The sequence below is a fragment of the Pseudonocardia halophobica genome (assembly GCF_027922425.1).
Lineage (GTDB): Bacteria > Actinomycetota > Actinomycetes > Mycobacteriales > Pseudonocardiaceae > Pseudonocardia > Pseudonocardia halophobica.
In genome coordinates this window covers 156,454-170,343 of sequence record NZ_BSFQ01000005.1, presented here as the reverse complement: position 1 = coordinate 170,343, position 13,890 = coordinate 156,454, and the positions used below count along the sequence as shown (strand labels likewise).

At 71.2% G+C, this 13,890-nt stretch carries 13 protein-coding genes; 5 read left to right on the top strand and 8 right to left on the bottom strand.

Going from position 1 to position 13,890, the window contains the following annotated elements; all coding sequences use genetic code 11:
• Positions 1–463: 463 nt before the first annotated feature.
• Entirely contained in the window at positions 464–1,234 is a 771-nt protein-coding gene (locus PKE99_RS08695) for an SDR family NAD(P)-dependent oxidoreductase (protein WP_037041065.1), read from the bottom strand.
• A 92-nt stretch (positions 1,235–1,326) separates the two neighbouring features.
• On the opposite strand from PKE99_RS08695, the gene PKE99_RS08690 reads away from it, so the two are divergent.
• Together PKE99_RS08690 and PKE99_RS08685 are read left to right on the top strand one after the other, a co-directional pair.
• Complete coding sequence (locus PKE99_RS08690) at positions 1,327–2,895, top strand: AMP-binding protein (protein ID WP_081923781.1); 1,569 nt, start codon at positions 1,327–1,329, stop codon at positions 2,893–2,895.
• Between the two features lie 100 nt (positions 2,896–2,995).
• Complete coding sequence (locus PKE99_RS08685) at positions 2,996–3,184, top strand: alpha/beta hydrolase fold domain-containing protein (protein ID WP_037041063.1); 189 nt, start codon at positions 2,996–2,998, stop codon at positions 3,182–3,184.
• Here PKE99_RS08685 and PKE99_RS08680 read toward each other — a convergent pair.
• Positions 3,159–4,055, bottom strand: coding sequence for a cytochrome c oxidase assembly protein (locus PKE99_RS08680; RefSeq protein WP_156067161.1), 897 nt, complete (start codon positions 4,053–4,055; stop codon positions 3,159–3,161). The two genes, PKE99_RS08685 and PKE99_RS08680, sit on opposite strands and share 26 nt — an antisense overlap.
• 433 nt (positions 4,056–4,488) lie before the next feature.
• Here PKE99_RS08680 and PKE99_RS08675 point away from each other — a divergent pair, with 433 nt between their 5' ends.
• Positions 4,489–5,403, top strand: coding sequence for an SDR family oxidoreductase (locus PKE99_RS08675; RefSeq protein ID WP_037041061.1), 915 nt, complete (start codon positions 4,489–4,491; stop codon positions 5,401–5,403).
• A 212-nt stretch (positions 5,404–5,615) separates the two neighbouring features.
• The gene (locus PKE99_RS08670) at positions 5,616–6,989 is read left to right on the top strand and encodes an MFS transporter (RefSeq protein ID WP_051736813.1); all 1,374 of its coding nucleotides are present in this window, start codon (positions 5,616–5,618) and stop codon (positions 6,987–6,989) included.
• A 109-nt stretch (positions 6,990–7,098) separates the two neighbouring features.
• Here the strand turns inward: PKE99_RS08670 and PKE99_RS08665 are convergent, their stop codons facing one another.
• Both PKE99_RS08665 and PKE99_RS08660 read right to left on the bottom strand, forming a co-directional pair.
• Positions 7,099–7,875: an SDR family oxidoreductase gene (locus tag PKE99_RS08665; RefSeq protein WP_037041059.1), complete on the bottom strand. Its 777-nt coding sequence runs from the start codon at positions 7,873–7,875 to the stop codon at positions 7,099–7,101.
• A gap of 4 nt (positions 7,876–7,879) precedes the next feature.
• Positions 7,880–8,383 carry a VOC family protein gene (locus PKE99_RS08660; protein WP_051736812.1) on the bottom strand — a complete coding sequence of 168 codons (504 nt, stop codon included), beginning with the start codon at positions 8,381–8,383 and terminating at the stop codon, positions 7,880–7,882.
• A gap of 233 nt (positions 8,384–8,616) precedes the next feature.
• Between PKE99_RS08660 and PKE99_RS08655 the strand changes: the two genes are divergently transcribed.
• Complete coding sequence (locus PKE99_RS08655; RefSeq protein WP_081923779.1) at positions 8,617–9,441, top strand: GntR family transcriptional regulator; 825 nt, start codon at positions 8,617–8,619, stop codon at positions 9,439–9,441.
• 19 nt (positions 9,442–9,460) lie between these two features.
• Here the strand turns inward: PKE99_RS08655 and PKE99_RS08650 are convergent, their stop codons facing one another.
• The 4 genes from PKE99_RS08650 to PKE99_RS08635 form a co-directional block, all read right to left on the bottom strand.
• On the bottom strand, positions 9,461–10,621 hold the full coding sequence (locus PKE99_RS08650) for an amidohydrolase family protein (RefSeq protein ID WP_269322920.1): 1,161 nt from the start codon (positions 10,619–10,621) through the stop codon (positions 9,461–9,463).
• On the bottom strand, positions 10,621–11,931 hold the full coding sequence (locus PKE99_RS08645; protein ID WP_051736811.1) for a CoA transferase: 1,311 nt from the start codon (positions 11,929–11,931) through the stop codon (positions 10,621–10,623). The genes PKE99_RS08650 and PKE99_RS08645 overlap by 1 nt, the downstream gene beginning before the upstream one ends.
• The gene (locus PKE99_RS08640; protein WP_063739650.1) at positions 11,931–13,190 is read right to left on the bottom strand and encodes a CaiB/BaiF CoA transferase family protein; all 1,260 of its coding nucleotides are present in this window, start codon (positions 13,188–13,190) and stop codon (positions 11,931–11,933) included. Before PKE99_RS08640 ends, PKE99_RS08645 begins: the two co-directional genes overlap by 1 nt.
• Before the next feature lie 99 nt (positions 13,191–13,289).
• Positions 13,290–13,820, bottom strand: a complete 531-nt coding sequence (locus tag PKE99_RS08635; RefSeq protein ID WP_156067158.1) for a hypothetical protein — start codon at positions 13,818–13,820, stop codon at positions 13,290–13,292.
• Between the last annotated feature and the right edge of the window lie 70 nt (positions 13,821–13,890).

The following is a 13,890-nucleotide window of genomic DNA, read 5'->3' as shown; positions in this document are numbered from 1 at the left end:
CCGGCGACACTCCGCGGCGGGCACCCCCGTGAGCAGGCTGCCGACGATGACCGGGCCTTGGGGATGGCCCTCCCCCACGCACGGTGGGCGACCTCCGCGGTCATTAGGGTAGTGCGGGGGCGACCCGCTCAGCCCCCTCCCTTGGGCGCGGCGTCGGTGGCGCCGCGGCCGCCTTGTCGCCGACCACCCCCGGGACGGCGACGAGCTCCTTCGGGTAGACGACGTGGTCCGTGCACCGTCCGCCGAGCGCCGATCCGGCCCCTCGCTGTGCGCGCCCGCCGCCACCTGCGTGCCGACGTCTCAGCCGGTCACCTCCGGCCCGACCTCCACGATCCGGCCCACGCTCGCGTGGCCCAACGTCATCGGGATGACGGGCAGGTGTCCCCCGCCCACTCCAGGTGTATGACGTCGGTGTGGCACAGCCCCGCCGCGAGACCCGGCAGCAGCACGCCGTTCGGGCCGGCTACTTCGGACCGAAGCGCTGGGCGCCGTCCAGCCGGATGACCTCACCGTTGAGGTAGTCGTTCTCCACGATGTTCTGCACGAGCCGGGCGTACTCGTCCACCCGGCCCATGCGCTTGGGGAAGGGCACGCGGCCCGCCCACTTCTGCTGCGCCTCCTCCTCCGGCACCCCGAAGGCCGGCGTGTAGAAGGTGCCGGGTGCGATGGTCATGACCCGGATGCCCAGAGGGGCGAGGTCGCGGGCCGCGACGATCCCCATGCCGACGACCCCGGACTTCGCCGCGGCGTACTGTATCTGGCCGATCTGGCCCTCGAACGCAGCGATGCTCGCGGTGTTGATCACCACCCCGCGGGCGCCGGACTCGCCCGGCTCGTGCCGGGACATCTCCGCAGCAGCCAGCCGCATGACGTTGTACGACCCGGTCAGGTACACGTCGACCGTGCGCCGGAAGCTCTCTAGCCCGAGGGGGGCGCCCTCGCGAGACACCAGCCGCTGCCGCTCGGACGGAGCGCCGTGGGCGGTCACGGCGATGCGCAGGTCGCCGAGCTCGCGGGCGGCCGCCACGGCGGCGAGCACACTCTCCTCGCTCGTGACGTCGGCCGGCACGGGGACGACGCGGTCGCCGAGCTCCGCAGCCAACTCCTTGGCCTTGTCGGCGGCCAGGTCGGCCACCACGACCGACGCCCCGGCCGACACGAGCCTGCGCACGGTGGCCTCGCCGAGCCCGCCCGCTCCTCCGGTCACCAACGCGACCGCACCCCGAATCTCCACACGTCTCCCTCGTCGTCTGGCGTGCCGATCGGCGTGCAGTACCGCACGGCTATTTCAGTGTACTCTTGGCGGGCTGTGGAGGGGAGTCGACGATGACGGACGAGGCACCGGCCGGACGGCCGGACGAGGAGCTGATCGGGTTCCACAGGCACGCCGAGCGTCGGCCGGACCGGGTGGCCGTCGCGACCCAGGACGGGGCCGAGACGACGTACGGGGAGCTGGCCGCCGCGGTCAACCAGGTGTCGCACGCGTTGCGCGCCACCGGGCTCGTCCTGGGCGACCGGGTCGCGCTGCTGCTGGGTAACGTCCCCGAGTTCTTCGCCATGGTGTTCGGCGCGGGCCAGGTCGGGATGCCTCCGGTGCCGATCAACACCCACCTGACCGTCGGCGAGGTCGCCTACATCGTGCGGGACAGCGGCGCCCGGCTGGTCGTCGCCGACGCGGCACACGCCGCGACCGCCGCCGCCGCGCTCGCGACCCTGGACCGACCCGCCACCGACCTCGTGCAGATCGGCGGCCCGACGGGCCCGCACCGCGACTACGCGGACTTCCTCGCCGGGCGACCTGTGACGGCCCCGGCAGACCGCGTGCACGCCCAGACGATGCTCTACACCTCCGGGACCACGGGCAGGCCGAAGGGCGTGAGCTGGCCGATCAGCGCGTCGGTCGACCCGGAGAGCGCTGAGCTGCGCACCGACCCGATGATGCGGCTGCGCGGAATGCTCCCCGATCCCGCCGCGATCACCCTGGTCGGCGGCCCGCTGTATCACGGTCTGCCAGGCTCCTGGGGCACCCACGCACTGCACCGCGGGCACACCGTGCTGCTCACCACGAAGTGGGAGGCCGAAGACTTCCTGTCTCGGGTGCAGGAGCACCGCGTCACCACCGCGCAGCTCGCGCCCATCCACTTCCACCGGTTGCTGGCACTGCCGCGGGAGGTCCGCGAGTCCTACGACCTGTCCAGCCTGCACACCGTCTGCCACGCGGGCTCGGCGACGCCGGTGCCTGTCAAACAGGCGATGATGGAGTGGTGGGGACCCGTCCTCTGGGAGTACTACGGCTCGTCGGAGGGCTGGGGCACCTCGATCGGCCCGAAGGACTGGCTGGCCCACCCCGGCAGCGTCGGCCGCCACGACGGCAACGGCGCCACCATGCGGATCCTCGACGACGCGGGCGTCGAGGTCCCTCCCGGCGAGGTCGGCACCCTCTGGATCCGCAACCCGGGCGGGGTGACCAGCAGCTACCTCGGCGACGAGGACAAGACCGCCGCCATGCGGCGCGGTGAGTTCTACACCGCCGGGGACGCGGGCCGCATCGACGCGGACGGCTGGCTCTACATCGTCGACCGGCGCACCGACCTCATCCTCTCCGGGTCGGTCAACGTCTACCCGGCCGAGGTGGAGGACGCGCTGCGTGCCCACCCGGAGGTGGGCGAGGTCGCGGTGGTCGGGCGGCCGGATCCCGAATGGGGGCAGCGGGTGCACGCGGTGGTCGTCCCCGCGCCGGGCGTCGTGGCGGGCCCCGAGCTCGCGGAGCGCATCCGCGGACACGCCCGCTCGGTGCTGGCCGGCTTCAAGGTGCCGCGCGAGATCGAGTTCCGAACCGCCCTGCCCTACTCCGCCGCGGGCAAGCTCCTGCGGCGCCGGCTCCGCTCCCCCTGAGCGACTCGCGGGCCCGCCGTCCGGAGGGGAACGGTGGGCCCGGGGTGTCGCGGGTGGACCGCTCAGACGGCGCCGAACTCCCGGGAGCGCGGAGCACGACGTGCTCCGGGACGAGGGGGAGGCCTACGCCCAGCGACTCGCCGAGGCGGGGGTGCCGGTCGAGCTGCGCCGGTCCGCGCGCCGGACGCACGGCTTCTGCAGCGTCCACGACCTACCGGGCGAGCTCGCCTCATACGAGCTCGTGGCCGAGGCGGTCGCCCGCGTCACGGGCCGGGTCGACGCTCGGTAGCCGGCGCTGTGCGGCGAAACAGCGGGATCAGGACGAGGACGTCGATCAGCATCATCAGCGCGCCTGCCAGGCGTTGGTCGACCAGCGGCCCCAGCCCGAGGAACCCGGCGCCGCCCGCCATCAGCGGGTAGGGGCTCAGCAGCATGGCCAGCCCCAGCACGCCCGAGCCACCGCCGACGACCAGGACCCCTCGGTGTCGTCGGACGTCGGGTCCGTCGCTCGCACGAGGGAGGACGGCGCTACAGAACAGCAGTCCGACCAGACCGGTGCTGACCACCTGCGCCATCTGCACCAGCGGCACCGACGTGACGAGGCCGTGCAGCGTCGGCACGTGCCACGCGTAGAGCACGAGCAGGTACAGCACCGCCAGGACCCCGACCCGCACCCCCGACGCGGGCGGCATGCGCGCCACCGACCCGGTCCGGTGGGCTGCCACGAGGAGCGCGGGCCCGACGACCATCAGGCCCATCATCTGCGCCATCATCCCCACGTGCGAGGACCAGGCGAGGTCCCAGGCCCACGGCGACACGGCAACGACCACGACCGCTGCCCCGGCGACGAGCAGGCCGACGTGCACCTCCGACAGCGCGGGGCTCCCGCGACCGCGCAACCACCACCCGGCCAGGACCGCTCCGGCGACCAGCACCACCGCCAACACGAGGGTGGTCACGTCCGCGCTCACACCCCCGCCGTGGTGACCGTGGTCGACGGCCGCGGCCGTACCCTCGGACGGCGCCCACAGCGCGGCGAACCCGAGGATCACCAGCGTCGCGGCCACCAACTCGGCCAGCGCCGCGGCGACCAGCCGCCCGAGCCGCGGGCGATTCGCAGGCGTCGCGCCGCGCCCGTCCCCACCCGTCTCGTCAGGCATCGACGACCTCCACTTCCCCGGCCCGGTCGCCGTGCGCACCGGCTCCGCCACCGAGCGCCCGACGACGTCGATCCTCCCAGTTCCCCTCCCGGTTCCACGGCACTGCGCGGTGCGTGTCCGGCAACGACGACGGAGTCGAAAACGCAATCGTCGCCGGAGTCGGTCGCGCGAGCCCGCCGCACACGCCGAGCGGCGGCACCGTTGAGCCCCACAGACCCGTGGAAGGCTCAGACGGGCGGACGCCTGTGCCTGCACTTCGGCCCGTCAGACCGCCGGGTCGAACGTGCGCACCGGCACCGCCGAGGGGACACGACCACGACGTCGAGGACCCGACACCTGTGAGCGTTCTAACAGACCAGCAGTCTGTAAATTACAGACCGCTGGTGTGTAAAGTGGTGTCCGCAGGCAGACGAACCAATGAGGAGCGCAGATCATGAACACCATCCTTCCCGACCTGACCGGACGGCTCGCGGTGGTCACCGGCGGCAACAGCGGCACCGGCAAGGCGGCGGCCACCCGACTGGCCGGTGCGGGTGCCACGGTCGTCCTCGCCGTCCGCACCGTGGCCAAGGGCGAGCAGGCCAAGGCGGACATCCTGGCCGCCCACCCCGCCGCGGACGTCCAGGTGCGCCGCATCGACCTCGCCGACCTCGCGTCGGTGAAGGAGTTCGCCGACGGTCTCGTCGCCGACGGTCGTCCGCTCGACATCCTCGTCAACAACGCCGGCGTGATGTTCCCGCCGGTACGCCATGAGACCGTTGACGGGTTCGAGCTGCAGTTCGGCAGCAACTTCCTCGGCCCGTTCGCGCTGACGGTCCGCCTGCTCCCGCTCCTGCTCAAGGCCGAGGCGCCGCGGGTGGTGACCATGAGCAGCGGCACCTCCGCCATCGGGCGGATCCGCTTCGACGACCTCAACTGGGAGAAGTCGTACGACCGCACGCAGGCGTACGCCCAGTCCAAGCTCGCCGACCTGATCCTGAGCAAGCAGCTCGCCCGGATCGCCACCGAGCGCGGCTGGAACCTGCTGTCGCTCGGGGCGCACCCCGGCAACGCCGCGACCAACATCGCGGCGAACGGACCCCAGATGGGCGGCGACCCGAGCCTCTTCTTCCGGATCTCCTGGAAGATCACCCCGCAGCACAGCGCCGAGGCCGGTGGTGAGCCGATGGTCTACGCCGCAACCAGCCCCGACGTCGTCCAGGGCGGCTACTACGGGCCCCGCTGGAACCTGGTCGGTCGACCCGCGGTGGCGAAGCCGACGCGCAAGGCCCTCGACGCCGACGTCGCGGCCCGGCTGTGGGCCGAGGCCGAGCGTCTGACCGGGGTGAGCGTCGACGCCGCGGTGTGAGCGCACTCGACGGGCGCGCACCCGGCACCCGAGCGGCGCCGGGCGTACGTCTGTGCGTCGCCCGAGGCCGGCGCCGATACGCCACGGCGGCAATGAGTGTGCTCTACTGGATCGACCCTGCCGTAACCCTCGAGACGGGAACCATGGCCTCCGGCACACCCGCGCGCCCGGTCGACGAGGCGCACAGTCGTGGTCTCGTCGTCGCACTATCGATGATCACGACGGTCGGGGCCGTCATCGGCAGCCTGGGCACCCCGCTCATCCCCTCCATCGCGACGATGTTCGACGTCTCGGTCAGCTCCGCCCAGTGGTCACTGACCGCACCGCTGCTCGCGGCGACGGTGAGCACCCCGATCCTCGGCCGCCTCGGGGGCGGCAGGCTCCGCCGCGCCATGCTGCTCACCGGCCTCGGCACCGTGGTGGGGGGGCTCGTGCTGTCCCTGGTCGCCCCGTCCTTCCCGATCTTCGTGGCCGGCCGCGCGATGCAAGGCCTCGGGCTTGCGCTGATCCCGCTCGCCCTGGCCGTCGCCCGCGACGCCGTACCCCTCGGGCGTCGGGCATCCACCATCGCTTTCCTGTCAGTGACCGGCATGGCCGGTGCGGGCCTGGGCTTCCCGCTCACCTCCCTGATGGCCGAGGAGGGCGGGCTGCGCGCCGCCTTCGGGCTCGGCCTGGGCCTCGTCGTCCTCACGACGGCCCTGACGGTGCGGTACGTGCCGCGGACCACGGTGGGCGAGCCCGTCCGGGTGGACTGGGTGGGCGCCGTCGTGCTCAGCGCCGGTCTCGTCGCCGTGCTGCTGCCCCTCACCCAGGGGGACCAATGGGGCTGGACCTCGCCCTGGACCTTGGGACTCGGGGCCGTCGGGGTGGTCCTGTCCGTGGGGTGGGTCTGGTGGACACTGCGCAACGGCTACCCGCTCGTCGACCTCTCCTTGGCCTTCCGTCCTGGGCTCGCGAGCCCCAATGTGGTCAGCGTGATCGCCGGTGTCGGCACCTATGCGCTGCTGACGCTGTGCGTCGTCGCGGTCGGCACGGGACCGGACGCCGCGGGGTTCGGCCTGGGCATGTCGACCGCGGTGACCGGCCTGCTGCTGGTCCCCTACTCGGTGCTGAGCGTGCTCGGGAGCCGGGTCGCGAGACTCATGTCGGGCCGCTGGGGCAACGACGTACTACTCCCCGTCGGCTGCGTCCTGTCGCTGGTGTCCACCGTCGGGCTGGCGCTGTTCCCCCACAGCCTGTGGCAGCTCCTGGTGTGGATGGCGGTCAACGGCCTCGGCAGCGGCTTCACCTTTGCGTCGATCCCCGTCCTGATGGTGCCCCACGTGCCCGAGTCCGAGACCGGCAGCGCGCTGGCCTTCAACATGGTCCTGCGTAGCCTCGGCCTGACGGCGGGCAGCGCGCTCGGCGTGGCCCTGATGCTGATCCTCGGCGGAGGGCAGTCGGGGTTCCGCGGGTCGCTGCTGTTCGTCTCGGCGTTGTGGGCGGTCGGCACGGCGTACACCGTCGTCGTCTCCCGGCGGAGTCCCACCGGGAGAGCGGACGTCTCCTCCGCCCCCACACGAACTTCGCTGGACCTACCGGGCTGAGCAGACCGGTCCGGCGCGATCGCGGGCCGTAAGAGTACCCTCTTCATACTCCCATGAACCTGTACGCGCGATCGGACCGACGTGTCGTCCACCCAGGTCCTGCTCGTCCCTACGCCAGGCTCAGCCCTCCGTCGAGGTTGATCGCGGCCCCGCTGACGTAGGTCGCGCGCCGGGAGAGCAGGAAGGCGCCGAGATCGGCGAAGTCCTCGGCGGCGCCGACGGCGCCGAGCGGAATGGCGTACTCGGCGGCCACGTCGCAGTAGAACTGCTCCGGGGACACCCCCTGCCGCTCGGCGGCGGCCTCCCACTGAGTGCTCCGCAGGATGCCGATGAGCACGGCGTTCACCCGAATGCCGTCGCGGCCACACTCGTGGGACAACGCCTTCGTGAGGGCCAGTCCCGCCGCCCTGCTCACCGAGCTCGGGGTGCTGCCCGCACCAGGGGTCCTCGCCCAGACCGACAGAACGTTCAGGATGGAGCCGCCGCCCCGCGAGCGCAGCCGCGGGATGACCAGTCGGGACGCGCGGACCGCGGACATGAGCTTGGCGTCCAGGTCGGCCTGCCAGTAGGCATCGTCGTTCGCCTCGAACTCGCCGCCTGCCGCGCTCCCGGCGTTGTTGACGAGGGCGTCGACTCCCCCGAAGGTCTCCTCCGCGGCCCGGACGAAGCCCTCCAGCTGATCGACCGACCGCACATCCGCCCGAACGGCGAGGCACGCGCCGCCGTGTCGCGCGAGCTTCGTCTGGGCAGCGGCGAGCCGCCGCGGGTCCCGGCCGCAGAACGCAACCCGTGCCCCCTCGTCGAGCAACCGGTCGACGAGGGCGAACCCGAGGCCCGCCGAACCGCCCGTGACCAGTACCACACGTTCTGACAGTCCGAGATCCACGTGCTCAGCCCAAATCCGACGACTCCGCCATGACACCCGGGACGCCGCTCGCGCCGCGGTCCTCGGCGGGGTAGGTGATGAACTCCAACAGGGTCCCGTCCGGGTCACGGAAGTAGACGCTCACCCCCGCGCCCCGCGCACCGGACCGCTGACACGGACCCGTCTGGACGACCACACCGCACCGGTCGAGGTGGGCACACGCGTCGGCGATGTCACCGGGCCAACGGAAGCAGAGGTCGCTGCCACCGGGCCGCACCGGGAGCCGGGCGAGCATACTCGGATCCGTGGCGTCGACCAGTCCGGGTCCGTGGACGTTCAGCATCTGACCGGACAGCCGGTACTGATGGAAGTTCGGCGTTGCCGAGATGACGGTCACGCCGAGGACTTCGCGATAGAAGGCTGCCGAGCGCTCCAGATCCGATGAGGCGATGACGACATGGTCGATACTTATCGGTTCCTGCCCAGAATGAACTCGACATTCGGCAGATAGGGACGTCGGCTTTTTCATTTCCACACCTCCGCGACGGTTCGAGGGATCTCATCCCCCATGCTCGACCGGTCCGGACCTCGGTACGTTCGGCGACGGTCGTCGCGCCCCGAGTCCGAAGGCCTCACCCCGCACATGGCCGCAGGGCCGACCGGGCACCGCGACGACCACCTCGGTACCCTGACGAGGAACGACCTCATCAGGTCGGACGACGAGGCCGACACTGGACGAGAAGCGCTGACGGAGAGGTTCCCATGCCACCTGCAGAATCGCTGCCGGTACCTCGCTGGCAACGCGTCTTCGCCATTGTTCTGCAGCGTATTCGGAACAACGAGTACCCGATCGGCAGCGCACTCGACAGCGAGGACCGGCTGGCCCGGGAATTCGGCTGCAGCAAGGCGACCGTGCGCCTGGCGCTCGGCGAGCTCGCCCAGCGCGGTTGGGTCGTGCGGCGGCAGGGCAAGGGAACCTTCGTCACCGACGGAGCCGCCCGGGAGCCCGGGGTCACGCCGCTGACCGGCTCGTTCGCCGAGCTCATCCTGGAGAACAGCAGCAGCCCCATCCGCGAGCAGACCGTGCGGGCCGGCGTCCCCTTCCCCCATTCCGTCCGGGCCCGGCTGGCCATGAACGGCGGGGAGGGCGTCGCCATCGAGGTGCGCCGGTTCATCGACGACGTGCCGTTCACGTACGCGTTGCATTACCTGAGCGGGGCGGCCGCCGAGCACCTCGGTTCCCGCGACTTCCACTTGGACGATCGGTTCGACCTCCTTCGTGACAAGGGGATGACGGTCAGCCACGCGGAGCAGTCCATCACTGCCCAGCTCGCCGACATCACCGTCGCCGAGAAGCTCGGCATCGACATCGGCGCCCCTGTCCTGTCGGCGGATCGCACGACCCACGGCGACCAAGGGGTGATCGAGGTCGTCCACACCTGGTTCCGTGCCGACCTGTACCGGTGGGAGGCCAAGCTCGCGTACTACTGGACGGCCGACGGAACACTGGTCATGGCGATCGACGACGACCGGCGGACACCGTTGACCTCCCTCCGGGGTGGCGGCACCGGGACGACCAGGCCCTGATGGGCCGCGCCGGAGCCGACTACAGGTGGTAGATCCGGGCGGCGTTCCCGTGGAGGATCTGGCGGAGGTGGGCCTCGGGCAGGTCGGCGAACTTCTCGATGTGGGCCCGGGGAGACTGCGCGATGGTGGCCTCGCCGGGAGAGAGGCTAGTGGGGTGCGGGAAGTCGGTCTCGAACATGAAGTTGTCGGCGCCGACGAGGTCGATCGCGGCCCTGGCCGCCCCCTCCTCGAACCAGAAGCAGCCGTAGCACTGTCGCTTGAAGAGCTCGCTCGGGAGGAGCTCTCGTCCCCGCGTCGCCGCGTTGTTCTGCCACTGCCAGTCCATGGACTCGAGGAAGAACGGTATCCATCCGATACCGCTCTCGACGGTGACGAAGTTGAGCCGGGGGAACCGGTCGCAGACTCCCGCGACCATCAGGTGCGACAGCGTCCGCAGGTTCCCGGCGATGAAGCCGACCGTCGACGCCACGAGGAGTGCGTCGTCCTCCGGGGGGAGGTCGGCGGAACCATCTCCACCAGCGGACGAACCGGTCAGGATGTGGAAGTTGACGGGCAGGCCCAGCTCCTGGGCGACGGCCCAGAGTCGGTCCCAGTGCGGGTCGATGAGCGGCGGAGCGCCGTACGCAGCGGGTTCCTGGCTCATGACGACCCCCCGATGCCCGTTCTCGGCGCACCGGAGCACCTCGGCGACGGAGGCCTCGAGGTTCCAGAACGGGATCTGCGTCAGCGGGATGAACCGGCCCGGGGCCGCAGCGGCCCACTCGGTCTGGAAGTCGTTGTACACCCGGAGACACTCCAGGAGCAGCTCCTCGTTCATCGAGGACGAGTTGCTGAGCTCCGCGGACCGGAACAGTGCGACGTTGGAGTAGAGGAGCTGGGCGTAGATGCCGTGTTCGTCCATCCAACGCAGGCGTTCGGTGGGGTCCGAGGCCGCCCGGTCCGCGTCCTCGAACCGGGGCGGGTGCGCCGGGAACCACTCCTTCCAGCCCGCCTGAGCGCCACCGCCGGACGGCCAGCCCGGCAGCCCACCCATCACCCAGACGTCGTTCCCCGACCGGTCGTCACGGACGACGTGCGGGATCGAGCTCTCGCCCCACTTGCGTGCCGACATCCTCGCGGTCCACAGATCCGGTGGCTCGTGGAGATGGGAGTCGGCGTCGATGACCTGGATCTGATCCACTAGGGACACTTCTGCTCCTCGTGTCGGACGTGCTCGGAGGTTCGGTGGGCCAACCCGATTCGTGGCGGCGCGGGGTCGAGGCGTGCCGACGGAGCGAGATGCTGGTACTCCCCCAGCTTCGGCGCCCGCCGGGGCGCCGACCACGGCGCCCCGTGCAGGACGAACGGCGCTCCGGGGTGCTCGACCTCGCGGTCCACCTCCTCGTAGTACAGCCTCACCGGGAAGCCGCGGGCCCGGGAGTGGACGCTGTCCATGGCCTCGTCGGGCGAGTACAGAGGACCGCACGCGATTCCGCGACGCTGGGCGCCCTCGAAGAACTCCCGCGCGCTGAGCGTGGTCGCGATCAGGGTCATTGCACTGCGCGCGGCCGACAGGCACTCGGTGACCTCGGGATCGAGCCCCACTGCACCGTAGTCCGTGGCCTCGCGGCGCGCACCGATGTCGAGCCAGACCGACTCGGCGAACCCGTCGGCCAGACCGAGCTCCGCGAGCCACCCCAGCAGCTGCGCATAGTCACGGGGCAGCCGCCCCGGGACGCCGGTGTTCACCCAGATCCCGTCCGCGGACACAGCCATCGTTTCCTGTGTCGGCCTGCCGACCGGCGCGGCGTGCCGACAGGTGAGCCTGCCCACCTCCTGTCTCGCCACGAGCCAATGGTGGTTGCCCTGCTCGGTGGTGACGTTCGCGGCGGCGTGCATGCTCACGTCGACCAGGGTTCCCGCCCCGTCCCGCACCCGGCCGTGGAGCGCCACCAGAGCGCCGATGACCGCCCAGACACCTCCGATGTGGAAGCCCTGGTCCCCTCCCCACCGGACCGGGGGGAGACGGTGGTCGTCGTACCCGGTCATCCACATCTGACCACCACCGGCCTGAAGGGTCAGGTCGGTGAACTGCTCGTCGCGGCGCGCGGTCTCACGGCCGTACCCCGTCACCGAGACCCACACCAGGCGGCCGTCGGCGGCACGACATCGATCCGCGTCGATCCCGAGACCGCCCAACCTACCGGGCGGCTCGCCCTCGAGCACCAGGTCGCTGTGCCGGACCAGCTCGCGGAACCCGTCCCGCCCACCGGCGTCCTCGAGGTCCAGCACGATGCTGCGTTTCCCGCACTGGTAGTGCCACCACCACAGACTCCGGTCGTCCCCGGGCACGTCCTCGGCGAACGGAGGATACCGCCTGCCCGGATGCCCACCCGGCGGTTCGACAAGCACCACCTCGGCACCGAGCTCCGCGAGCAGCTTGCCCGCCGATGCCGCGTGATCACTCGCGATCTCGACGACCCGGATCCCGGCCAACGCCCCACCGAGCATCAGATCACCCCGTCCTCGCGGTGCGCGGCGAGCTCGTCCTCGGTGAGCCCGAGGAGGTCGCGGAACACGTAGTCGTTGTCCTGCCCCAGCGTCGGCGCGGCCCGCTCGATGCACCAGTCGTCCTCGTCGAGGTGCAGCGGCAGGCCGTCCACCCTGACCGACCCGATCGCGGGATGGGTCACGGTGGGGAACAGGCCCCAGTCGAGGGTGCCTCGATCGTGCTCGATGCGGTCCTCGGCGGTCAGGACCGCAGCCGCCGGCACGCCCGCCGCCTGGAGGCGGGCCGCCGCGTCGAAGCGGTCCAGTGTCGCGGTCCAGGCCGAGATCCGGCCGTCGAGCTCGTCCTGGGCGCCCAGCCTTCCCGCAGTCGTGGCGTAGCAGTCCTCACGAGGCCACTGTGCGTCAAGGACGTCCGCCATCGCCCGCCAGTCCCGGTCGTCCCGACACGCGATGGACACCCACGCGTCCTCGCCCGCCGCGGGGTAGACGTTGTGGGGTGCCATCGCGGGGGCCGAGCTGTGGTTGCTGTCGACCACGGTGTCCGTCCTCGCACGGCGACCGTTCACGGTGTAGTCGAGCAGGCCGGGACCGGTGAGCGACAGACCCGCGTCCACGCACGCCATGTCCACCCACTGGCCCTCGCCCGTCCGCTGCCGGTGGATCAGCGCGGCCATCAGCGCGACGGTCATGAAGTTGGCACCCTGGTGGTCCATGTAGGACAGACCCATGCCTGCAGGGGGCATCCCCGCGATCCCGGACAGGAACGACAGCCCGGACACCGCTTGGACGATGGGGCCCCAGGTGCGAAAGCCCGAGTACGGGCTGTCGTGGCCGAAGCCGCAGTTCGACACGTAGACGATGTCCGGTCGGATCTCCCTCATCGTGTCGTAGGTGAACCCGAGTCGTTCCATCACGCCCGCCGCGAAGTTCTCCGTCACGACGTCCGACACCGCGATCAGCCTGCGCAGCAGCTCCTTGCCCCGCTCGTCGCGAAGGTTGACGGTGACCCCGCGCTTGCCGACGTTGAACTGGTTGAAGGCACCACCGAGCTCGATCCCGCGGCGCTCGTCGGTGAACGGTGCGATGCCGCGGGTGACGTCCCACCTTCCCTGCCGGACCGGGTCCTCGACTCGGATCACCTCGGCTCCGAAGGCGGCAAGGACCCTGGTGCTGCCCGCGCCGGCGAGCTGGCCGGACAGGTCGCAGACGCGCAGACCCCGAAGTCGCGGGCATCGTGGTTCGGTGCTCGTGTCGTCCACAGCTCGAGCCTCTCTCGGCCGTCGTCGGTGTCGGCCTACGGATTCGATGGATCGGTTGCGCCTGGCGAGACCGCAGAGGCGGCCGCTCTCGTTCGAGTGCTAACGGTTCGCCCTCGGGAACTGCACGAGCACGAGCTGGACGCCGTCTCGCCCGGCCCGGCACCGCCGACCGGCCTCCTCGACGGAGAGGTGTGCGACCCCCAGCGGGCCCACGTGTGCCCCGGCGAGGTCCAGACCCCCACCGACGACCAACACGAACTGGCCGCCGTTGTGGAGGTGGGCGGGCAGCTCGAGGTCCGCGTCCGGTGGTGCTTGGACCGTCCAGGCGGCGACGCCGTCCTCGCCCGGCTCGAAGAGGGGGTCGACCTCCGCCCGGTCGAGACCGCCCAGGGTCGACCGTGGCGTCCGAGTGACCCGGTCGGGCGACAGATGGGTCCTCGTCAGCCGCCGCGACAGCAGGGCGCGCGACTCCGGCATGAAGAAGCCGTCACTGACGCTCGCGGCACGGATCGTGCAGTAGGTCAGACCGTCGCCACCGGACACGATCGGGCCGTAGGGGGTCTGCGGCGAGGTGTAGTGCACGTGGACGGGTTCGAGCGGCTGGTTGCCCAACCGACCCGAACCCTCCACGACCACCTGAAACTGGTGCGCTGATGGTAATGGGGTCGGAGTGTCCAGTTCGGCGCCTGTTCGACCAGGA